This window comes from Schaalia dentiphila ATCC 17982, from assembly GCF_000154225.1.
In the GTDB taxonomy this organism is placed as follows: Bacteria; Actinomycetota; Actinomycetes; order Actinomycetales; family Actinomycetaceae; genus Pauljensenia; species Pauljensenia dentiphila.
This window is the reverse complement of the sequence record NZ_DS264586.1, coordinates 1932077-1954447: the sequence shown is the minus strand read 5'-3', so window position 1 is coordinate 1954447 and position 22371 is coordinate 1932077. Positions and strand designations below refer to the sequence as shown.

The window sequence follows — 22371 nt, the reverse complement described above, 5'->3', positions numbered from 1 at the left end:
TCGGATGTCCGTATCCCGTTGTGGGGACGGTATGTTCGGAGCGAAGCTCCATGTGCGTCGGATTCCAACGCTTAGGCCCATTGTCCTACGGTTTGGGGGGTCTCGACAACCCATATCGACCGACAGTCTATGTTCTGTGTCTCAGGATATGGGCCCAAAGTTTTTGTCGGTCAAATTGTGGGACCAAGGTCCTTAAGAGAGGGGAGGGGCTTTGACCGCCTACACTGGTATCAGTGCCCGTCCCACAAAGGAGATAAAGTCCTATGTCTGCACCCCGTCCTGTCCTTGGAGTTGGCGTTCTTGGAGCCGGAACTGTCGGTAGCCAGGTCGTTCGCATTCTTCAGTCAAGTCGCGAGGATTTCGCCGCTCGCTCGGGCGCGGAGATGGAGGTGCGCCGCGTCCTCGTCCGCAATGTGGATGCCCCGCGTGACGCTCCGATCGACCGCGAGCTGCTGACGAACGACCCGGCTGAGGCGATCGACAACATGGATCTCGTCGTCGAGCTGATCGGCGGCATCGAACCTGCGCGCACCCTCGTGCTGCGCGCCCTCAACCAGGGCATCTCGGTCGTCACCGGCAACAAGGCGCTCCTGGCTGCGCACGGTCCCGAGCTGTACGAGGCCGCCGCGTCCAACGGTGCCGACCTCTACTACGAGGCGGCCGTCGCGGGTGCCGTCCCCGTCGTGTACGGCCTGCGCGAGTCCCTCGCCGGCGACCGCATTACGACCGTCATGGGCATCGTCAACGGCACGACGAACTTCATCCTGGACGCGATGAGCACCAAGGGGCTGAGCTACGAGGATGCTCTCAAGCAGGCGCAGGACCTTGGTTTTGCCGAAGCCGACCCCACCGCGGACGTCGAGGGTTTCGACGCCGCCGCCAAGTGCTCCATCCTGGCCTCCCTGGCCTTCCACACGCGCGTCGGCATTGACGACGTCGCCGTCGAGGGTATCTCCAGCATCACCAAGGAAGACATGGAGGAGGCCGCTCGTGTCGGCCACACCATCAAGCTCCTGGCTATTGCCGAGCGTCGCATCGGCGAGGATGGTCGCGAGGGCGTCGCCATGCGCGTCCACCCCGTCCAGGTCCCCTCCGATCATCCTCTCGCTTCTGTCGACGGCGCTTTCAACGCGATCCTCGTTGAGGGCGAGGCCGCGGGTCGTCTCATGTTCTACGGCCAGGGTGCGGGCGGCGCTCCCACGGCCTCGGCTGTTCTGTCGGACCTCGTCGCTGCGGCGCACCACCGCGCCTTCGGCGGGCATGCCCCGCGTGAGTCGGTCTACGCCCACCTGCCGATCCTCGATCCCGGCTCGACGTACACGCGCTACCAGATCCGCCTCCAGGTCGAGGACCGCCTCGGCGTCCTGTCCGACGTTGCCGGAATCTTCGCCCGCCACGGCGTCTCGATCCAGTCCGTGCACCAGCGCAACGACGAGGTGCCCGGCGCCTGCGTCATCGTCGTGACCAGCCACCGCGCCCGCGAGGCCGACCTGCGCGCCGTCGCCCGTGCGCTGTCCGTGTCTGACGCCGTGCGTGAAGTGACCTCCACGATCCGCGTTGAGGGTGAGTGACGTGCGCCTGCGTGATGACTTCGTCGCGGTGAAGGTTCCCGCGACCAGCGCGAACCTCGGCCCCGGATTCGACTCCATGGGTCTGGCTCTCGACCTGTGGGACGAGGTGTCGGTCCACGCGACGACGGGGGCGACCTCGGTCGTCGTTGAGGGCGAGGGAGCCGGAAACGTTGAGCAGGGCGAGGACAACCTCGTCGTGCGCGCCCTGCGCCTCGCGCTCGACCGCGTCGGCGCGCCCCAGGTTGGCGTGCGTATGCACTGCACGAATCGCATCCCCCATTCCCGAGGCCTGGGTTCCTCTGCGAGCGCGATCGTCGCCGGCGTGACGCTGGCGCGTGCCCTCATCGGTGACGCCGACGTGCTCGGCCGCCGGGAGATCCTCGAGATTGGCTCGCAGATGGAGGGGCACCCTGACAACGTGGCTCCCGCCGTCTTCGGCGGCGCGACCGTGTCGTGGATGAATGACGAGAGGTCCGAGGTTGGCAGCGTTCGCCTGACTCCACCCGAGGGCATTAGCCCGGTCGCCTTCATCCCCGACTTCGAGCTGCGTACCGCCGCCGCGCGTGCCGCGCTGCCCGCGACCGTGCCCCACGGCGACGCGAGCTTCAACGTTGCTCGCGGCGCTCTGCTGGCCGCCGTGCTCTCGGGCAACGCACAGGCGGGCGGAGGAGCGGACCTGCACGCACTCCTCATGGAGGCCACGCGCGATCGCCTGCATCAGGAGCAGCGTCGGGCCGCGATGGAGCCCTCCCTCGCCCTCGTCGATTGGCTGCGCGGCGCTGGCTTTGCCGCCGTCGTCTCCGGCGCGGGCCCGACGGTCCTCTCCCTGGAGTCCGTCGGCGCCGACATCTGCCGGGATGCCGCGGCTGCCGGGTGGCGAGTCGTCCCGATGGGGGTGGCCCCCCAGGGTGCGCAGATCACCCGCGGAAGCCTCTCGAAGGTGGAATTCTGAGCGTTTACGCGCTGTGAGGTTCTGCGCAAGCACCGCCAGCCCTGCTGTCTGATCGACAGCGGGCTCGCGGTCTTGCTATATTTTTTTCAGGTCGAGACGAATGTTCGACTTCGGCCTTCGCGATGTGCCTCTTTTGCGCATCTTCCTGATCAAGCTTTTTCATGTGCTTGAGCAATCACCTCGCCCGCTGTGGGCGCATTCCAGTAAGGATCACTTCGTGAGCAACGAAACCTCCGCCGAGACGACCGCGTCGCTGTCGGCGATGAAGCTGCCTGAGCTGAAGGCTCTGGCCGCCTCCCGCGGCCTCAAGGGCATCTCCCAGCTTCGTAAGTCCCAGCTGATCGAGCTGCTGAGCAACGGCGCCGGCGCCTCGACCCCGCAGGAAAAGGCTCCCCGCAAGGAAGCCGCTGCCTCGTCTGAGAAGAAGGCTGACAAGGCTGAGAAGCCGGCCGCCGAAAAGTCGGTTGAGCAGGCTTCTGCCTCCGACACGCCGGCCGAGGCTCCGCGGCGCTCTCGCCGCCGCCGCGCGGTGAGCCAGGGCGCCGTCGAGCCCGCGCACGTCACCCTCGACCTGCCCCTGCCGGCCGCCGAGCGCACCGAGCCCAGTCCGGAGCCCGACACGACCGTCGTCGAGACCGTCCTGAACATCGAGCTGCCCGACGGCGATGACACCGAGGCGCGTCGCCCCCGCCGTGAGCGCGGCCGCCGTGGTCGTCGTGACCGCGAGAACCGTGAGAACCGTGGCGAGGGCCGTGAGAATCGTGAGAACCGTGGCGAGGGTCGTGAGAACCGTGAAGCCCGCCCCGCGCGCGGCGGCGAGGACAACCTCGCGCCGATCGCCGGCATCCTCGACATCCAGGAAAACCACGCATTCGTGCGTACCTCCGGCTACCTGCCCGGCCCGAACGACGTCTACGTGACGCTCGGCAACGTGCGCCGCTGGGGCCTGCGCGCCGGTGACGCGGTCGCCGGTGCCGTGCGCCTGCCCCGCGAGGGCGAGCGTCAGCGCCAGAAGTACAACGCCCTCGTGCGCGTTGACTCCGTCAACGGCATGACCATCGAGCAGGCACAGGCGCGCCGCGAGTTCGGCAAGCTGACCCCGGTCTACCCCTCCGAGCAGCTGCGCATGGAGACCTCTCCCAAGGCCTACACGCCGCGCGTCATCGACCTGGTCGCCCCCGTCGGCAAGGGCCAGCGTGGCCTCATCGTCTCCCCGCCCAAGGCCGGTAAGACGATGGTTATCCAGCAGATGGCCAAGGCCATTGAGCTGAACAACCCCGAGGTGCACCTCATGGTCGTCCTGGTGGACGAGCGCCCCGAAGAGGTCACCGACATGCGCTCGATCGTCAAGGGTGAGGTCATCGCCTCCACCTTCGACCGTCCCGCATCGGACCACACGACCGTCGCCGAGCTCGCGATCGAGCGCGCCAAGCGCCTCGTCGAGCTGGGCCAGGATGTCGTCGTCCTCCTCGACTCGCTCACGCGTCTGTCGCGCGCCTACAACCTGGCTGCGCCCGCCTCGGGCCGTATCCTCTCCGGTGGCGTCGACGCGTCCGCGCTGTACCCGCCCAAGAAGTTCTTCGGCGCCGCCCGCAACATCTCCGAGGGTGGCTCGCTGACGATCATCGCCTCCGCGCTGGTGGAGACGGGTTCGAAGATGGACGAGGTCATCTTCGAGGAGTTCAAGGGCACCGGCAACATGGAGCTGCGTCTGTCGCGTCAGCTCGCCGAGCGCCGCATCTTCCCCGCAATCGATCTCAACGCGTCGGGCACCCGTCGCGAGGAGCTGCTCTTCAAGCCCGAGGAGCTGCGCATCATGTGGAGGCTCCGCCGCGTCCTGGGTACCCTCGACCAGCAGCAGGGCCTTGAGCTGGTCCTCGACAAGCTCAAGGAAACCCAGTCCAACGCTGAGTTCCTCATGCTCATCCAGAAGACGACGCCCTCCGAGTGATTGGCGGGTGAGAGCGGGGCGAGTGGCGAGAGCCGCTCGCCCCGCTTCTTGTCGGTACGCGCCTCGTACCGGACAACTGATGATGGACTGTGTCAGACTTGGGGCATGGTGAACATGGCGCCGAGTTCGATCAATGCGCAGGCGACACGGGAGTTATCGGGTCGGTCCTGGAGTGCTGTGCGCGGATTTCTGCGCCTCGTTCTTGGTCTCTTTCTCTTGCTGGTGGCTCCCCTTCAGTTGGCCATCGCCATCTATGACCAGGCCCATCACGGGATGGGGGAGGCTGTGGGCTGGCCGAATTGGACCAGCTGGGTCATGGCGCTGTGCGGAATCGGAGTGCTGTGGCGCGGCGCCGGTCTGCGGCGCTCGGGGCGTCAGAAGATGGCGGAGATCGCCGAGAAGTGGGCGGCCTTGGAGAGCCAGCAGGCAGAGGTTGAGCGCGTGTTTTCCACGCTCGTCGGCGTAGGTCACTACGTGATCGGACTGACGGCGCGCCACGAGTGTGCCCGAGCCGAACGCGTCAAGGTTGGCGCTCGGATCGTTGAGCACAGGCCTCCGGGGTTCTTTGCGTCGCTCAGCGAGGCATCGGCGGGCGCGGGGGATGAGATCCTTGCGCGGATGGAACGCCTGGCAGACGCGGATGCCGCGATCATGGCTGCGCGCGACTTCTTCGCCTTCGCGCCCGGCTGGCGTGACGTGTGGAAGACGGAGGTCGGCCCGATTATCGAAGATCTGGACATACTCGACGACGTCGCAGACACCCTCGAAAGTGTCAACACGGACCAGCGAATCCTGATGGAAATTGAGGCTTTCAGGGAGCGCGTGGGGGATGACAAGGACTCGGTGAACGAACTTGGGACACGCCTTGAGGGCGGGCAGATCGCCCCGGCTCAGGCCCTCGAAGAACTTGACCGGATCACCAACGAGGCGCGAGTGCGCACCGCGGAGCTCATCGAGGCAACCCTCGCAACCGATGCCTCGGCGCAGGGACGGCACCGCTACGCGCGATGGAAGAGCGCGGGCATCAGGCTCACCGCGGCGAACGCGGAGTACGACGCGGCCTATTGGAGCCAGGACGCGGACACTGACATCGAGTACAACCCGGCGGCTACGATTCGACTGACCGCAAACTCCGCGGGCGTCGACCTGGAAGGACTGCCGGCGCCAGCTACCGGTGTCCTGACGGCCACCGGCTCGTCCGTCTATCTGCTGCCGATGTATCTCGATCAATATCTGAGCGACGACGTGGACGAGGAAGGCGGCGGCTTCGTGTCGACCTGAGGGATCAGGTGACATCTCATTCTCGTCTCCGCGGACGTCAGAGTGCTGAGCCTGCGCGCGCATGAGGACTGACCGTCACACAGTGGATGCATGACTTCCGCGGGCACCGAATCGGCTAACGAGGGACGTGGCCACATGACGGCACGAGACGTGAAGCGCTCCGCCCTGGGGATGGGACGGATCCTGCTGGGCGTCATCATGGCACTCGTTGGTCCCATGTGGCTGGTATCCGCGCTCGTTGACTACACCCGGCCCACGGTGCCGACAAACAACCTTGTCGCCCCTTCCGTCGAGGTACACGACGAGACGGGAAGCTTCGAGCCGATCGATGGTCGTCCGTTGACAGACGCGCTCGGTGACGTCAAGTTCACCCGCCCCATCCACCTCGTCATCTTGTCGACGGATGACCTTGTGGACGACAACCTTGACGAGGCCACGCTAAAGTACGCGCGGGCGCGGCACCAGGCAGGGCGATTTCACAGCCAGGTTCGGGCTGGGTCTAAAGTACGCGCGGGCGCGGCACCAGGAGTGGATCTCACCCAATGGGTACAAGTGGGCCGACGGCTACCTGATCCTGTCGCTGTCGCCCACCCACCGCAAGGTGGGGACGTACTTCGGCGAGGACATTGCCCCGTTGCTGTTCGTTCAAGAGGAGATCCAGGACGCTGCGAAGGATGACTTCCGCGCTGGCCGCTGGAGCCAGGGGATGGTCGCGGCCGCCACCAAGGCAGCCGCATATATTCCGAACGAGGCAGGCTACAGCATTAAGAACAGAGTCGTCTGGCCCCACTGGACGGGATGGCTGGTCTCGCTTACGGGCATCGGCGTCCTCCTGCGCGGGCATAGCCTGCGCCGGACGGTGCGAGAAAGTTCCGAATGTATTGCCGAGGCGTGGGGAGAGACGGAGGAGCGTCGCTCGGAGGTGGAACGTGCTTTCCACTCTATCGTCGATGCGGGGCACTACAGCAAGGGGCTGACCGCGCGCTACGGGTGCGCTCACCAGGAGCGCAAGAAGGTGCGCGAGCGCGTCGCCGTTTTGAAGTCCCCGGGGTTCTTCGGATCTCTCAGCGCCGGTGCGGCGAGCGAGCGAGAGGAACTGCTCGAAGATATCGAGCTGCTGTCGGCCGCCGATGACGCGATCTTTGCCGCGCGCGACTTTAATGCGCTGGCACCACGGTGGCGTGACCTGTGGGATAACGAGGTGGGACCGGTCTTCGAAGACCTGTCGGCGGCTGATTCCATCTCGGTCAAGGTGCGCAACCGCGTCAAGAAACATCAAGTGAAGAACGCGGTGGAGGCCTTTAACCGCTGGACGAACGAGCAGCGGGACATCATCGTCGGACTTGGAGTCAGCCTGGAGTACGCGGACATCACTCCGGTTCAGGCTCTCAATGAGCTGGATCGAATCGCGGACGAGTCCCGGGCGCGCCTCACCACACTCATCGGACAGGTACTCGTCGCCGACACCTCCTCGTCCTTCTGACCCTCGTCCGGATACCGGGCGACCGAGGGCTATTCGTGCCAGGGTGGAGGCATGACGTCTCAGGCAACGGAAACGATGAGTCATGCACCCCAGCATCCTCGTTCGGTTATGCGCAGTGCGCGTGGCTGTGCGCGACTCCTGGTGGGTCTGGCCCTCATTTTGGTGGCCCCCGTGTGGCTCGGCATCGCCGTGTCCGTCGATGCGACTCATACTGTCCTGTGGCCCACCTGGTACGTGTGGGTAGCGACGCTCGCGGGCGTTGGCCTCTGGATGCGCGGGTGGATGCTGCGCGGCCTCGCCCGTGAGAGTGTTGGCAAGGCCATCCAGGAATGGGATGCGCTCGAGAAACGCCACCTGGAGGTCGAGCGTGCCTTTCTTCCACTCCTCGTGGCCGGGCGCTACGACCGCGGTCTGGCCGCGCGCCTCGAGGCCGCTCGGGCCGAGCGCGAGAACCTGCGTGCTCGTATTGCCGCTGCGGCTTCGATTCCGTTCGTCGCGTCGCTGAGCGGCGCAACGGCTTGGGAAGTGGAGATGATCGTCGAGGATTTCCATGTCCTGATGGATGCGCACGTCGCAATGATGGCCGCGTGCGATCTCTTCGCACTGACTCCCACCTGGCGCACCGTATGGGAGAACGAGCTGGGTCCGGTGTACGAGGATCTAACCGTCATCGAGACGATCACGGAAACTGTCCAGAGCCGAAGCATGGCCCCGATGGTCCTGAGCATGGCTGCCTCCCTCGTGCTGTGGCTCGATGAACAGCGCCTGGCCCTCAACGACCTGGGAACGAGCCTTGAGCGCGCGCAGATTGATTCCGCCGAGGCACTCACGCAGCTCGATCGGATCGCTGACGAGGCCAGAGTGCACCTCGTGCACCTCGTCGAGGCAGCTCTTGGCGCTGACACGTCCATGATTGGGCAGAGGCGCTACAAGCGCTGGAGGAAGGGTGCGGGGGAGAAGCTACGCACTAACGAGACCCGCTACCTCGGCGCATACCGGATTGCCGACGTGACGTACACCTACAACCCCGCCCAGGCGATCCGCCTGACCGCAAACAGCGCGGGTATCGACCTCAAGGGTAGCGCGGCCCATTCCACCGCGCGCTTCACGGCGTTTGGCGCGGAGCTCTACGTGCCTCCCGCGTACCTCCATCGCTACCTCGTGTGGGACGGAACCTCGCGGTACGGCTCCTCGCGGGCGAACTACCTGACGTCGGCCGCGAACGTCGGTCCGGGCGGGCGCACACGCTGAGTGCCGCGCTCCGCGCCCGCCTCTAGCTCCGTGGACGCGCGGGCGCGAGCCTCGCGTCCACCCATAGCCGATGTCACGCCCGTGGGGGCCTTCCCTCGTTGAAGGGGGCGGGGGCGTGTGCGATAATGTCGTGTCGGCTTACCGGTTCACCGGCATGCCCCAGGCGCTTTTGGCGCGCTGGAAGGTGAGTCCCCGCCAGATGCGGGGGACGCTGCATGTCCGGACCCGGGGCACCAAACGATCCAGGAGAAACTCCATGAAGCAGGGTATTCACCCCGAATACGTGGACACCGTCGTGACCTGCACGTGCGGCAACTCGTTCCACACCCGTTCCACCATCACCTCCGGTGAGATGCGCGTGGACGTGTGCTCGGCGTGCCACCCGTTCTACACGGGCAAGCAGAAGATCCTCGACACCGGCGGCCGCGTCGCCAAGTTCGAGGCTCGCTACGGCAAGCGCGTGCGCCCCTCCAAGTGAGGGTGAGCGGCTAGCTCAACGGCGGTGTCGTTGGCCTTACGGCCGACGGCGCCGCCGCTTTGTCAACTGTATGGAACGAAGGAAGTGGTGAATCGTGGCCGCGACGGATGAACTCGGTGCCCTGGGCCCCCTGCTGCAGGAATACGAGCAGGTCGAGGCGCAGATGGCGGATCCCCAGACGCTGGCGGACCCGCAGCTGATGCGCCGAGTCGGCCGACGCTACGCCGAGCTTGGCCGCGTGAAGGCCGCCGCCGATAGGCTCGCCTCCGCCTCGGGAGACCTTGAGGCCGCCCGAGAGCTGGCCGCCGAAGATCGCTCCTTCGCCGATGAGATTCCCGCCCTCGAGGAAGAGGAAGCGGCCGCCCACGAGGCGCTCGTGAAGATTCTGGCTCCCCGCGACCCCGAGGATGCGATGGATGTCATCCTTGAGATCAAGGCGGGTGAGGGCGGCGAAGAATCCGCGCTGTTCGCGTCCGATCTGGCCCGCATGTACGCCCGTTACGCGGAGGCGCACGGCTGGAGCGTCACCGAGATGAGCGCGACCCACACGGAGCTCGGCGGTTTCAAGGACATCACGCTCGCGATCCGCGCGAAGGGCACGCCCGCTCCCGACGAGGGCGTGTGGGCGCACCTGAAGTACGAGGGTGGCGTGCACCGCGTGCAGCGCGTGCCCGTCACCGAGTCGCAGGGCCGTATTCACACGAGCGCCGCCGGTGTCTTCGTCATGCCGGAGATCGAGGACGACGAGGAGATCGTCATCGACCCGAACGATCTGCGTATCGACGTCTACCGGTCCAGCGGTCCCGGTGGCCAGTCGGTCAATACGACCGACTCCGCCGTGCGCATCACGCACATTCCCTCGGGCATCGTCGTGTCGATGCAGAATGAGAAGTCGCAGCTGCAGAACAAGGAGGCCGCGCTGCGAGTGCTGGCCTCGCGCCTGGCCGCCGAGGCGAGGGCAAGGAAGGAAGCCGAGGCCTCGGCCCAGCGTTTGTCCCAGGTGCGCACCGTGGATCGCTCGGAGCGCATCCGCACCTATAACTTCCCGGAGAACCGCATCGCGGATCACCGCACGGGCTTCAAGGCTCACAACCTGGACGCGGTCCTGTCCGGCGCGCTCGATGCAGTGATCGCTTCGCTGCAGGAAGCTGATGAGGCTGAGCGCCTGGCTGCCGCCGCTCAGTCATGATTGGAGGAGATATGGGGACGTGGTCCATCACGGACGCGCGTGCGTGGGCACGTGAACGCCTGACGGAGGCTGGGATCGACTCCGTTGATGCGGACGTACGTGAGCTGCTTGAGTGGGCGTGTGACGCCTCGTCCCAGTGGGACCTGCCGGCGGAGCTGAACGAGGACCAGGCCGAGAAACTGCGTTCGGCGGTGGGGGAGAGGGCCCTGCGCATTCCTCTTCAGCACATCACGGGTCGCATGTTCTTCCGTGGTTTGACCCTGGCCGCCCGCCCCGGTGTGTTCGTCGTGCGCCCGGAGACCGAGGTTCTTGCCGGCCTCGCGATTGACGAGGCGATGGCGGTCGTCGCGCGCCACGGTGAGGCTCGCGTCGTCGACCTGTGCGCCGGCTCCGGCGCGATCGGGCTGGCGGTGGCTACCGAGACCACCTGCACGGAGGTGTGGGCCGTCGAGAAGGAAGCCGAGCCCTTCGCCCTGGCCTGCCAGAACCGCGATGCTGTGGGCGTTCCCTGCCTGCACTTGGAGCGAGGCGACGCGACGGATCCGGCAACGCTCGCGCACCTGGACGGCATGGTCGACGTCGTCGTGACGAATCCGCCCTACGTGCCCGCCGACGAGATGCCCACGCAGCCCGAGGCCAGCGCTGATCCGCACGTCGCCCTGTACGGGGGTAGCCCGGATGGGACCGAGATCCCCGCGCGCGTCGCGCGTCGCGCGCTCACCCTCCTGCGTCCCGGTGGTGTCCTGCTGATGGAGCACTCGCCCTCGCAGGAAGAAGCCATGGTCGCGATTGCCGCGCAGCTCGGAATGACGGACATCGCAACCCTGCCCGACCTGACTGGCAGGCGTCGTTTCCTGAGCGCCCGCGCGCCCGAATCGACGAAGCCCACTGCATCCGTGACACAATGAACACGATGAGTACAGAGACGATCCTGAGCGCCGTTCCTTCGCTGAGCGAGGCCGACCTGGCGCGCGCCCAGCGGGAGCTGCGCGACGGCCATCTCCTCGTCGTACCCACGGACACCGTCTATGGCATCGGCGCGGACGCGGCCAACCCCGAGGCCGTCGCCGCCGTCCTGGCCGCCAAGGGCCGCGGACGGCAGATGCCGCCGCCCGTGCTCGTCGCGTCCGTTGACGCGATCGACTTGCTGTGCGTCGATATCCCCGAGGCCGCCCGTGCTCTTGCACGCGCCTTCTGGCCCGGCGGACTCACCCTCATCCTGCGTGCCCGCCCCGACCTCGGGTGGGACCTGGGTGAAACCGGCGGCACCATCGGCGTGCGCATGCCGAACCAGGCGGCTCTCCTGCGCCTCTTGCACGACTTCGGACCGATGGCCGTCACCTCCGCGAACCTGACCGGTCAGCCCCCTGCGACCTCGGTTGAGCAGGCCGTCGGATACTTCGGAACCCGAGTGTCCGCCTACCTCGACGGTGGTCCCACCCAGGGTTCCACGGCCTCGTCGATCGTTGACTTCGCGCACGAGACGCCCCGCGTGCTCCGCTTTGGGACCATCTCCCTGGATGACCTCAGTGCAGCCGCTGGCGTGCCCATCGCCCCCGTCGAAGGGGCCGCTTCGTGAAGGTCTACCTGCTGCTGGGCGCCATCGCGATGGCCCTGACGATCCTGCTGACGCCGGCCGTGCGCTGGGCGTGCCTGCAGTTCAATATCTTGCCGCCCCTGCGCGGACGCGACCTGCAAAAGAAGCCCATCCCGCGCCTGGGCGGCGTCGCGATGACCATCGCATTGATCGTTACCATGCTGCTTGCCTCGCGGATCCCCTATATGGCGCCACTCTTTACGACGACGGTCCCGTGGGCCGTCATGGCCGGCGCCGGTGCCATGTGCATCCTCGGCATCATCGATGACATCATCGAACTCGACTGGATGGCCAAGCTCGGTGGGCAGGTCCTCATCGCGGGTGGCATGGCTTTTGGCGGCGTGCAGCTGGCCTCCTTCCCGATTTTCGGCCTGACGCTCGGGTCCTCCCGACTGTGGCTCTTCGTCTCCGTCTTCTTCATCGTCGGCATCATGAACGCCGTTAACTTCATCGACGGGCTCGACGGCTTGGCATCCGGAATGATTGCGATCGGCGCCGGATCCTTCTTCGTCTACTCCTACATCATCACCCGGCTCATGGGCGCGGCCTCCTACGCGACGACTGCCAGCCTCATCGTGATCGCGCTGCTCGGAGTGTGCGCTGGCTTCCTCTGGTTCAACTTCCACCCCTCCTCGATCATGATGGGCGGGGGAGCGGAGACCATGGGCCTCGTCCTGGCCGCCGCCGGCATCATCGTCACCGGCAAGATCGATCCGTCGTTGCTCGGACGCCAGCAGATGATCGTGTCCGCGCTGCCGCTCATCCTCCCGCTGTCGGTCATCTTCATGCCCGTCCTTGACCTGGTTGTCACCTCGATTCGCCGCATGAGCCGAGGGAAGAGCCCCTTCGTTGCCGACCGCTCCCACTTCCACGACCGTCTCCTCGTTGCCGGGCACTCTCACCGCGGGGTCGTCGCGATCCTGTGGATGTGGACCGCCATTGTCTGCGTCCCCGCCGTCGGTCTCCTCGTCTTCGAGTGGTGGAGCGTCGCTCTCGTCGCAGTCAGCGCTGCGGCTATCGGCGTGGCCGTCACGACCCGAGAATTCCCCAAGGAAGAGAGCACTCCCGAGGAGGTTTCCGCATGACCTACGTGCTCGCCCTCGCCATGGTTGTCGTCATCGTCGCGGCGCAGTGGTTTTTCACGTCGCGCGCCCTGCGCTCGCCCTCCCACTTCATCGGATGGGTGACCGGCGGATACGCGGCGAAGATCGCTCTGCTCGCCATTGGACTGTACGTTCCGCGCGCCCTGGGCATGGACGTCCGGGTGGCCGCAATCGCCACGATCATTGTGATTATCGTGTCCTCGACGGTTGAGATGATGGTCATGATGCGCAAGCGCACGATGAATGTGGATGCGCCGAGCGACACTCAGTAACTCTTGCGCGCGCTAGGCGGCCCCTTCTCTGTATAGAATGGTCGAGTTGCCCCGGCAGCAGACACAAACCAATGGAGTTGAGATGAAGGAGGCACATTCAGTGTCCGATCACGCGCCTGCTCGCCGCACCGCGTCCAAGCCGCGTTGGTATTGGGTGAGCCTCGCGATCCTTCTCATCGTCATCGCACTCACTGCCTACCCTGCGTTCACGCAGCACCCCCACCAGCCGGCCCTCGAGGACTTTTTCCCGACCGTGTTTTTCGGTGAGGGAACGTTCTTTGAGTTCAACCGACTGACTCTCGCCCGCGTCATCATGGGCGTACTCGTCTCGCTGATCCTCGTCGCAGTCGCGCGCAAGCCTCAGCTGGTGCCGAGCCGCGGCCAGATGGCCGTTGAGGCAATCGCCGGCTACATTCGCGACAATGTTGCTCTCGACATGCTTGGCCCCAAGACCGGCCGCAAGTTCTCCGGCTTCATTGGCTTCCTGTTCTTCGGCGTCCTGTCCATGAACATTGCGGGCATCATTCCCGGCATCAACATCGCAGCCTCGTCGGTCGTCGCCGTCCCGATGGTCTTCGCTCTCATCACCTACGTGACCTTCATCGGCGCGGGTATCTCCAAGCAGGGCGTCGGCGGTTTCTTTTCCTCGCAGCTTTTCCCGCCGGGACTGCCCGTCCCCATGTACCTGCTCATCACGCCCATCGAGTTCCTCTCGAACTTTATCGTTCGCCCCGTCACGCTGACCCTGCGTCTTCTGTGCAACATGATCTCGGGCCACCTCCTGCTGGGTATGACCTACTTTGGAACGGCGATTCTGCTCCACGAACTCTCCGTCCTGTCTGCCGCGTCCGCGCTGACCGGTGCCGCCATGTTCGTCATGACGGGCTTCGAGGTCTTCGTTGCCTTCCTGCAGGCGTACATTTTCACGATCCTGTCGACCGTCTACATCAAGCTTTCCGTCGAACATCACTGACCCCCAACGCCACCCGGCGTTACTAACAGAAGGAAACCACTATGGGAACCGCAGCATTCGCCTACATCGGCTACGGCCTCGCCACCCTGGGCCCCGGCCTCGGCATCGGCCTCATGGTCGGCAAGACCCAGGAAGCGACCGCCCGTCAGCCCGAGGTTGCCGGCCGTCTCTTCACCAACATGATCATCGGTGCCGGCATGGTTGAGGCCCTCGGCCTCATCGGCTTCGTTCTGCCACTCATCGTTAAGTGATCGCCATGCACCAGATTGTCGCCGCGTCGGACCAGGAGGTCGGCGGCCTCGCCGTCATCCTGCCGCCGCTGTACGAGATTTTCTGGTCGGCTCTCGTTCTGCTTATCGTCCTGCTCCTCGTCGGACGCTACGCGCTGCCTCGCATCTACAAGACGATGGACGAGCGCGCTGCGAAGATCGAGGAGGGCCTCGGCGCCGCCGAGCAAGCGAAGGCCGATCAGGCTGCCGCTGCGCTCAAGCGCGAGGAGATCATTCGCGAGGCGCACGCTGAAGCGCACACCATCCGTGAGCGCGCCAACGACGAAGCCAAGGCCATCGTGGCCGCCGCCCGTCACGAGGCAACCAGCGAGGCCAACCGTATTCTCGAGGCCTCCGAGCGTCAGATCCTCGCCGAGAAACAGGCTGCGCAGATTTCCCTGCGCTCCGAGGTGGGTCTTCTCGCCTCCGAGCTGGCAGAGAAGATCATCGGTGAGCACCTCACCGATACGGCGCTGACTTCTCGCGTGGTCGATCGCTTCCTTGACGAGCTCGAGGCCGACAGCGCCCGGGTCGAGGAGAAGCGATGACACAGATGCGCACGATCGAGTCCGTCCCCTTTGCGAAGGAGCTGGCGGCGGCCCTGGCCACGCCCGGCACCGACCCAATGCGGGTTGCCGAGGATTTTTTCGGCCTGGCCGACCTGTTCAAGGAGAACACTCGTCTCGCGCGTGCAGCGACCGACCCGGCGCGGTCGGTCGCAGATAAGCAAGGGCTCGCCTCAAACGCGTTCGCTTCGCACGTGACGGCTGCGACGCTGTCCGTCGTGAAAGCGGTCGTCGCCGACCACTGGCGTCATCCGGCGGATGTAGCAGACACGCTCGAGGTGCTCGGCATCCTCGGCGTGCTCAATGCTGCAGGTGCCCAGGGAGCTCTCGAGCAGGTCCGTGAGGAGCTGTTCCAGGTGCGCTACTTCCTGGCACACCACCGCGAGGTCCGCGTGCGCCTGTCGGATAAGTCCAAGGGTGACGCACACGAGCGCGGCGATGTCGCGTCGAAGCTCTTCGCCGAGCGCGTCAGCACCTGGACGATGCGTCTCGTGCGTCGGGCGGTCGGACGCTCCAACCACGGTCGTCTGCTGCACAACCTGCGCCGCTACGCCCAGTGGGCAGCGACCATGCAGGACCGCCTCTTCGTCACGGTGGCCACGGCCACCCCGATGAGCGAGGCACAGGTCGAGCGTCTGCGCTCCATCCTCTCGAAGCGCTACGGTACGGACGTTGACCTGGCGATTTCGATTGATCCCGAGGTCGTGGGCGGCTTCCGCCTGCGCGCGGGCATGACCGCGATCGACGCCTCGTTGGCCAGCCGCATCAGTGCAGCGCGCGACGCGATCGCCAGCTAGCACTTTTCGTACACACATTAATTTCTTTTACCTAGTTAGGAATCCTCATGGCTGACCTCAGCATCTCCCCGGAGGAAATCCGCGGAGCACTGGACTCCTTTATGGAGTCCTACCGTCCGGCGGACGTGGCCACCGAAGAGGTGGGTCACGTCATCGAAACGGCCGATGGTATCGCGCACGTCGAGGGCCTGCCCGGCACCATGGCGAACGAGCTGCTGCGTTTCGAGGACGGGACGCTGGGCCTGGCCATGAACCTCGACCAGCGCGAGATCGGCGCCGTTGTCCTCGGTGACTTCGGCGGCATCGAAGAGGGTCAGGTCGTGCACCGCACGGGCGAGGTTCTCTCGGTTCCCGTTGGTGACGGCTACCTGGGTCGCACGGTCGACCCGCTCGGCCGCCCGATCGACGGCCTCGGCGAGATTACGGACCTGGACGGGCGCCGCGCGCTCGAGCTGCAGGCCCCCGGCGTTATGGCGCGTAAGAGCGTTCACGAGCCCCTCGCGACCGGCCTGAAGGCCATCGACTCGATGATCCCGGTTGGCCGTGGCCAGCGTCAGCTCATCATCGGCGACCGCAAGACCGGTAAGACCGCGATTGCCCTCGACACGATCCTCAACCAGCGTGAGAACTGGAAGAGCGGCGACCCGAACAAGCAGGTGCGTTGCATCTACGTGGCGATCGGCCAGAAGGGTTCGACCATCGCATCGGTGCGCTCCACGCTCGAGGATGCTGGCGCCATGGAGTACACGACCATCGTGGCTTCCCCGGCCTCGGACCCCGCCGGCTACAAGTACATGGCCCCCTACACGGGTTCGGCCATCGGCCAGCACTGGATGTACCAGGGCAAGCACGTCCTCATCGTCTTCGACGACCTTTCCAAGCAGGCCGAGGCCTACCGTGCGGTGTCGCTGCTGCTGCGTCGCCCGCCGGGCCGCGAAGCCTACCCTGGCGACGTCTTCTACTTGCACTCCCGCCTGCTGGAGCGTTGCGCGAAGCTCTCGGATGCGCTGGGTGGCGGTTCGATGACCGGCCTGCCGATCATCGAGACCAAGGCGAACGACGTGTCGGCCTACATTCCGACCAACGTCATTTCGATCACCGACGGCCAGATCTTCCTGCAGTCCGATCTGTTCAACTCGAACCAGCGTCCCGCCGTCGACGTGGGTATCTCCGTGTCCCGTGTTGGTGGCGCGGCCCAGCCCAAGGCCATGAAGAAGGTCGCCGGTACGCTCAAGCTGACGCTCGCGCAGTACCGCTCGATGGCTGCCTTCGCGATGTTCGCTTCCGACCTGGATGCGGCGACTCGTCGTCAGCTGACCCGCGGTGAGCGCCTCATGGAGCTGCTCAAGCAGCCTCAGTCCACACCTTACGCGATGGAAGACCAGGTCGCCTCGATCTGGATGGGCACCAAGGGCTACCTCGATGACATCGAGGTCGAGGACGTTCTGCGCTTCGAGCGCGGCCTGCTCGACTACCTCCACGCGAACTCGACCGTGCTCGACACGATCGCGGCGACCGGCGACCTGACCTCCGAGACGGAGGAGGCGCTCAAGAACGCCGTCGAGGAGTTCCACCACCAGTGGATCAGTGCCGGACGTGGTGCCGCCGGACTCGAGGACGGCGAGGTCGTGGCTGAGCGTACCCGCGAGGAAATCTCGCGCGGTCGCACGAGCGAGAAGGCCTAAGCGATGGGTGGACAGCAGAGGATCTACAAGCAGCGTATCGCCTCGACGACGACGCTCGCGAAGGTCTTCCGCGCCATGGAGATGATCGCTGCGTCTCGCATTGGTGCGGCGCGGCGCGCTGCCACCGAGGCGGGGCCTTACGAAAAGGCCCTGACCCAGGCGGTCGCGGCGGTCGCGGTCCACACGGACCTCGACCACCCGCTGACCGAGGAACGCGAAGACACCAATCGCGTGGCCATCCTGGTCGTGGCATCGGATCGCGGTATGGCCGGAGCCTACTCGGCGACCATCCTGCGCGAATCGGAGAAGCTCATCGCGGACCTGCGGGAGGACGGCTACGAGCCCGTTCTCTACACCTTCGGTCGCAGGGCCTCGGCGTACTTCCGCTTCCGCGGCGTTGACATCGAACGCGAGTGGGAAGGGGAGTCGGATTCTCCGTCTCCCGGGACCGCGCGCGAGATGGCGAACGTCTTGCTCGAACGTTTCTTGGACAAGGACCCCGATACGGGTGTCGGTGCCCTGCACCTCGTGTACACGCGCTTCAAGACCGTCATGAGCCAGGTTCCCGAGGTGCGCCAGATGCTGCCGCTGACGGTTGTGGATGCCCCCGAATCGGACGAGGAGCGTGCCACCGAACGCGGCTTCGCGGACGATCTGTCCTCGGCCCAGCCGGAGTACGAGTTCATTCCGTCTGCGGAAGCTGTTCTGGACACGCTTCTTCCCCTGTACGTGGAGGCGCGTATCCACAACGTGCTCCTTCAGTCGGCAGCGTCCGAGCTTGCATCGCGCCAGCGCGCCATGCACACCGCGACGGACAACGCGAACGAGCTCATCACCAAGTACACGCGTCTGGCGAACTCGGCCCGCCAGGCGGAAATTACCCAGGAAATCACCGAAATCGTGGGCGGGGCCGACGCTCTTAACGCGAGCTAAGCCCTTCGAGACACGGAGTAACACCATGACTGATACACATGCAATTGCCGAGGGACGCGTCGCACGCGTCGTCGGCCCTGTCGTCGATGTCGAGTTTCCCCCGGACCGCATCCCGCCGCTCTACAACGCGCTGACCGTCGAGGTGAACCTCGCGGGCCAGGGTGAGGGCGAGTCGACCTTCACGATGACCCTCGAGGTCGCCCAGCACCTCGGTGACAACCTCGTGCGTACCATCGCGCTGAAGCCGACCGACGGCCTCGTGCGTGGCGCCCCCGTCACCGACACCGGCGCCCCGATCACCGTGCCTGTCGGCGACGTCACCAAGGGCCACGTTTTCAACGTGACCGGTGACGTGCTGAACCTCGAAGAGGGCGAGACCCTCGAGGTCACCGAGCGCTGGCCGATCCACCGGCAGCCCCCGGCCTTCGATCAGCTCGAGGCGCGCACCAAGATGTTCGAGACCGGCATTAAGGTCATCGACCTGCTGACCCCCTACGTGCAGGGTGGCAAGATCGGTCTCTTCGGCGGTGCGGGCGTCGGCAAGACCGTCCTCATCCAGGAGATGATCCAGCGCGTGGCCCAGGACCACGGCGGCGTCTCCGTGTTCGCCGGCGTCGGCGAGCGTACCCGTGAGGGCAACGATCTCATTGGCGAAATGGAAGAGGCGGGCGTCTTCGACAAGACCGCCCTCGTCTTCGGGCAGATGGACGAGCCGCCGGGCACGCGTCTGCGCATCGCCCTGACGGGCCTGACCATGGCGGAGTACTTCCGCGATGTTCAGCACCAGGACGTCCTCCTGTTCATCGACAACATCTTCCGCTTCACCCAGGCGGGCTCCGAGGTCTCCACGCTGCTCGGCCGCATGCCCTCGGCCGTGGGCTACCAGCCCAACCTGGCTGACGAGATGGGTCTGCTCCAGGAGCGCATTACGTCGGCCGGCGGCCACTCGATCACCTCGCTGCAGGCGATCTACGTTCCCGCTGACGACTACACCGACCCGGCTCCGGCGACGACCTTCGCCCACCTGGATGCGACGACGGAGCTCTCCCGTGAGATCGCGGCCAAGGGTATTTACCCCGCCGTGGATCCGCTGGCTTCGACCTCGCGTATCCTCGACCCGGCCCTCGTCGGCCGCGAGCACTACGACGTCGCCACGCACGTCAAGGCCATCCTGCAGAAGAACAAGGAACTGCAGGACATCATCGCCATCCTCGGCGTCGACGAGCTGAGCGAGGACGACAAGGTGACCGTCGCGCGTGCTCGTCGCATCGAGCAGTTCCTGTCGCAGAACATGTACATGGCCGAGAAGTTCACGGGCGTGCCCGGCTCGACCGTGCCGCTGTCGGAGACCATTGAGGCGTTCAAGCGCATCGCCGAGGGCTACTACGACGATGTTCCGGAGCAGGCGTTCTACAACTGCGGTGGTATCGACGACCTGGAGCGCAACGCTCACGAGCTGGCCAAGGAAGCCTGATGGCATCGGGCAAGTCCTTGCAGGTCGAGGTCGTCTCCCACGAGGGACGCCTGTGGCACGGCGCGGCTGCGTCCGTCCAGTTTCCGACGGTCGACGGAAGTCTCGGCGTGCTGCCGGGTCGTCAGCCCCTTCTCGCTCAGCTGAGCGAGGGAACCGTGACGGTGTCGCGGGCGGACGAGGTCGTGTCCTTCCAGGTCACGGGGGGATTCGCCTCAGTCGACTCGGATTTCGTTACGGTCGTGGCCGACCACGCTACAGTGGCAGAACAGTAATTCGACGCAACGCGAGGAGGACCTCATGAGCCTGATGACGATTGTGATCTGGTGTGCGGTTCTCCTCGCGTGCGTGGGGGCGATCCTGTGGGCGTACATGAATGTGCGCGCCCGCAGGATCGTTTCGCGTTTGGGGGCGTTCCGCTGTTGGTCGCGCCCGGACGTTCATTCGGGATGGACGGCCGGCATCGGCGTGTATGGCGTTGAGGAGCTGTCCTGGTATCGGCTGGTGGGGCTGACCTTCAAGCCGGTGTATTCGATCCCGCGTCGGGGCATGGAGGTTTCGGCCCCGATCGCGCACTCTGTGGACGGTTCCGTCGTCGAAGTGCGCCTGGCGTATGGTGACCATCGTTACGAGGTGGCCGTGGAACGCTTGACATATAACGGACTGGTCTCCTGGGTGGAGTCCGGTCCTCCGCGCCTCGTGTGAGCAGGCTTGGTAAGCTCGCGGGGTGCGTATTGTTATTGCTACCTGTACCGTTGATTATTCCGGTCGTCTGAGCGCTCACCTGGATCCCGCTAAGCGCGTCATCATGCTCAAAGGTGACGGCTCGGTCCTCATCCATTCCGAGGGCGGTTCCTACAAGCCGCTCAACTGGATGACGGCTCCCTGCACGGTCTCCATGGGGGATCCCGGCGAGGACGAGGAGGGTGTCGAGCAGGTCTGGACGGTTCAGGCTGACAAGACTGACGACAAGCTGATCATCCGCATACACGAGATCATCGCCGATGTCACCGAGGACCTGGGTGTCGACCCCGGCCTCGTGAAGGATGGCGTCGAGGGGCACCTGCAGGAGCTTCTCGCGGAGCAGGTGCCCCAGATCCTTGGCGAGGGCTGGGAGCTGGTGCGCCGCGAGTTCCCCACACCCGTGGGCCCGGTGGACCTCATGGTGCGCGACGCCGACGGCAATCACGTGGCGATCGAGGTGAAGCGCCGGGGCGGCATCGACGGCGTCGAGCAGCTGACGCGCTACCTGTCGCTGCTGGGGCGCGATGCGCTTCTGGGCGACGTGACCGGTATTTTCGCGGCCCAGGAGATCACCAAGCAGGCGCGCACCCTCGCCGAGGATCGCGGTATCCGCTGCGTGGTGCTGGACTACGACGCGATGCGCGGGGTGGATGACCCCGAGTCTCGACTTTTCTGATGGAGGCATCCCGTCGGGTGAGCCTGGGGAGAATCATCGCCCAAGGACTCGTCCCTGCGACCGCGGCGCGTTCCCCGCTGGACGCCGTTGAGAATCTGGCGGCACTGCAAGGTCAGCAGGCGAGCGCGATCCCCTGGGCGATTGGCGTGCGCTGCGCGGGTGTGTCGCGCGCTCGCGTCGAGGAGTCGTTCGCGCGCGGTGAGCTGGTTCGATCTTGGCCAATGCGCGGCACCATTCACGCGACGAGCGCCCGCGACCACCATTGGCTGCGCCGACTGCTGCGTCACCGCCGTGCGTCGTGGGAACGCCAGGCGCTTGCTCTGGGCCTCACTGCTGCTCTCGTCGAGCGTGCGGCGCAGGTTGCGTGTGACCTGCTGGAGACCTCACCCCTGGGAGTGAGCCGCGCCGAGCTTGTCGAGGCGTGGGGCAGTAGTGGGATCGATACAGTGACGGCTTCTTCCTCACAGGGCGGGCTACGGCGCCGCCACCTCATCATGCGCCTCCATGTGGATGGTGTGCTCACCGCGGGGCCCGTGCGCGCGGGTGAACACCTGATCGTTGACGCGCGCTCACTTCCGGCCGCCCCCGGGGTCGCGAAAGGAGAGCCCGGGCACGAAGAAGCCCTCGCGGTCCTGGCAGCGCGTTACGCCTGGGGGCACGGTCCCGTCGACGAGGCCGACCTGGCTAGGTGGACCGGGTTGACTCTCACCGAAGCGCGTCGAGCGTTGGCTGGAGCGCGCGTGGCGGGGGAGAACGTGGGCCTTCCTCTTGCAGAATGTGGAGGCGGTCTGGCTCGTGCGGATCTCACAGATCTCGTGGAAGACTTCCGTGCTGAGGCGGAGGCGATGCTCGCGCTGCCCTCATTTGATGAGCTGCATGGCGGTTATAAGGACCGTTCCTGTCTGACGGACGAGGCGGGCGAGGCTTTGATCTGCGCGGCGAAGAACGGCATGTTCCGTCCGATTGCTGTCGCAGGTGGACGCGTGGTTGCCGTGCGTGCTCCCGGCAGCCAGGTTGTGACTGCCGACGGCTGCGGGACCTATGAGGAATCGGCGCGACGGGCGTTCGGCGACTGGGAGAAATGGTTGTCCGAGACGCAGCAGTGAAGTGTCATTCGTGCCACAATTAA

At 65.6% G+C, this 22371-nt stretch carries 23 protein-coding genes; all 23 read left to right on the top strand.

All coding sequences use genetic code 11. The features are described 5' to 3' along the window. Window positions 1-263: 263 nt before the first annotated feature. On the top strand, window positions 264-1571 hold the full coding sequence (locus ACTODO_RS08355) for a homoserine dehydrogenase (RefSeq protein ID WP_034512364.1): 1308 nt from the start codon (window positions 264-266) through the stop codon (window positions 1569-1571). Window position 1572: 1 nt separating this feature from the next. Beyond that, on the top strand, window positions 1573-2523 hold the full coding sequence (gene thrB, locus ACTODO_RS08350; RefSeq protein ID WP_034512361.1) for a homoserine kinase: 951 nt from the start codon (window positions 1573-1575) through the stop codon (window positions 2521-2523). 100 nt (window positions 2524-2623) lie between these two features. Beyond that, entirely contained in the window at window positions 2624-4474 is a 1851-nt protein-coding gene (gene rho / locus ACTODO_RS08345) for a transcription termination factor Rho (RefSeq protein WP_003792944.1), read from the top strand. Window positions 4475-4651: 177 nt separating this feature from the next. Then, the gene (locus ACTODO_RS08340) at window positions 4652-5755 is read left to right on the top strand and encodes a DUF5129 domain-containing protein (RefSeq protein ID WP_244262545.1); all 1104 of its coding nucleotides are present in this window, start codon (window positions 4652-4654) and stop codon (window positions 5753-5755) included. A 493-nt stretch (window positions 5756-6248) separates the two neighbouring features. Further along, on the top strand, window positions 6249-7238 hold the full coding sequence (locus ACTODO_RS08335) for a DUF5129 domain-containing protein (protein WP_081445784.1): 990 nt from the start codon (window positions 6249-6251) through the stop codon (window positions 7236-7238). Between the two features lie 51 nt (window positions 7239-7289). Further along, window positions 7290-8489 (top strand): DUF5129 domain-containing protein, encoded by a 1200-nt coding sequence (locus ACTODO_RS08330; RefSeq protein WP_165478148.1) that lies wholly within the window; start codon window positions 7290-7292, stop codon window positions 8487-8489. Between the two features lie 256 nt (window positions 8490-8745). Next, window positions 8746-8967 (top strand): 50S ribosomal protein L31, encoded by a 222-nt coding sequence (gene rpmE / locus ACTODO_RS08325; protein ID WP_007589405.1) that lies wholly within the window; start codon window positions 8746-8748, stop codon window positions 8965-8967. Between the two features lie 94 nt (window positions 8968-9061). Next, window positions 9062-10156, top strand: coding sequence for a peptide chain release factor 1 (gene prfA, locus ACTODO_RS08320; RefSeq protein WP_003792938.1), 1095 nt, complete (start codon window positions 9062-9064; stop codon window positions 10154-10156). Continuing rightward, entirely contained in the window at window positions 10153-11064 is a 912-nt protein-coding gene (locus ACTODO_RS08315; RefSeq protein ID WP_003792937.1) for a N5-glutamine methyltransferase family protein, read from the top strand. Before prfA ends, ACTODO_RS08315 begins: the two co-directional genes overlap by 4 nt. Further along, complete coding sequence (locus ACTODO_RS08310; RefSeq protein WP_003792936.1) at window positions 11061-11735, top strand: L-threonylcarbamoyladenylate synthase; 675 nt, start codon at window positions 11061-11063, stop codon at window positions 11733-11735. The genes ACTODO_RS08315 and ACTODO_RS08310 overlap by 4 nt, the downstream gene beginning before the upstream one ends. Further along, window positions 11732-12838, top strand: a complete 1107-nt coding sequence (locus tag ACTODO_RS08305) for an MraY family glycosyltransferase (protein WP_003792935.1) — start codon at window positions 11732-11734, stop codon at window positions 12836-12838. Before ACTODO_RS08310 ends, ACTODO_RS08305 begins: the two co-directional genes overlap by 4 nt. Beyond that, on the top strand, window positions 12835-13128 hold the full coding sequence (locus ACTODO_RS08300; protein WP_003792934.1) for a hypothetical protein: 294 nt from the start codon (window positions 12835-12837) through the stop codon (window positions 13126-13128). Before ACTODO_RS08305 ends, ACTODO_RS08300 begins: the two co-directional genes overlap by 4 nt. 82 nt (window positions 13129-13210) lie before the next feature. After that, a complete protein-coding gene (gene atpB / locus ACTODO_RS08295; RefSeq protein ID WP_208853699.1) occupies window positions 13211-14101 on the top strand; it encodes a F0F1 ATP synthase subunit A in 891 nt (296 codons plus the stop codon). Between the two features lie 41 nt (window positions 14102-14142). Then, entirely contained in the window at window positions 14143-14352 is a 210-nt protein-coding gene (atpE, locus tag ACTODO_RS08290; protein ID WP_003792932.1) for an ATP synthase F0 subunit C, read from the top strand. Between the two features lie 5 nt (window positions 14353-14357). Beyond that, the gene (atpF, locus tag ACTODO_RS08285; protein ID WP_007589435.1) at window positions 14358-14918 is read left to right on the top strand and encodes a F0F1 ATP synthase subunit B; all 561 of its coding nucleotides are present in this window, start codon (window positions 14358-14360) and stop codon (window positions 14916-14918) included. After that, a complete protein-coding gene (locus ACTODO_RS08280; RefSeq protein WP_003792930.1) occupies window positions 14915-15733 on the top strand; it encodes a F0F1 ATP synthase subunit delta in 819 nt (272 codons plus the stop codon). Before atpF ends, ACTODO_RS08280 begins: the two co-directional genes overlap by 4 nt. A gap of 47 nt (window positions 15734-15780) precedes the next feature. Next, window positions 15781-17418 carry a F0F1 ATP synthase subunit alpha gene (gene atpA, locus ACTODO_RS08275; RefSeq protein WP_003792929.1) on the top strand — a complete coding sequence of 546 codons (1638 nt, stop codon included), beginning with the start codon at window positions 15781-15783 and terminating at the stop codon, window positions 17416-17418. Between the two features lie 3 nt (window positions 17419-17421). Then, window positions 17422-18351 (top strand): F0F1 ATP synthase subunit gamma, encoded by a 930-nt coding sequence (locus ACTODO_RS08270; RefSeq protein WP_003792928.1) that lies wholly within the window; start codon window positions 17422-17424, stop codon window positions 18349-18351. A 25-nt stretch (window positions 18352-18376) separates the two neighbouring features. After that, entirely contained in the window at window positions 18377-19825 is a 1449-nt protein-coding gene (atpD, locus tag ACTODO_RS08265; protein ID WP_003792927.1) for a F0F1 ATP synthase subunit beta, read from the top strand. Beyond that, window positions 19825-20097: a F0F1 ATP synthase subunit epsilon gene (locus ACTODO_RS08260; protein WP_003792926.1), complete on the top strand. Its 273-nt coding sequence runs from the start codon at window positions 19825-19827 to the stop codon at window positions 20095-20097. Before atpD ends, ACTODO_RS08260 begins: the two co-directional genes overlap by 1 nt. Before the next feature lie 25 nt (window positions 20098-20122). Then, window positions 20123-20527, top strand: a complete 405-nt coding sequence (locus tag ACTODO_RS08255) for a DUF2550 family protein (protein ID WP_003792924.1) — start codon at window positions 20123-20125, stop codon at window positions 20525-20527. A 22-nt stretch (window positions 20528-20549) separates the two neighbouring features. Beyond that, the gene (gene nucS / locus ACTODO_RS08250) at window positions 20550-21242 is read left to right on the top strand and encodes an endonuclease NucS (protein ID WP_034512357.1); all 693 of its coding nucleotides are present in this window, start codon (window positions 20550-20552) and stop codon (window positions 21240-21242) included. Beyond that, window positions 21242-22348, top strand: a complete 1107-nt coding sequence (locus tag ACTODO_RS08245) for a DNA glycosylase AlkZ-like family protein (protein ID WP_003792922.1) — start codon at window positions 21242-21244, stop codon at window positions 22346-22348. The genes nucS and ACTODO_RS08245 overlap by 1 nt, the downstream gene beginning before the upstream one ends. Window positions 22349-22371: the final 23 nt, after the last annotated feature.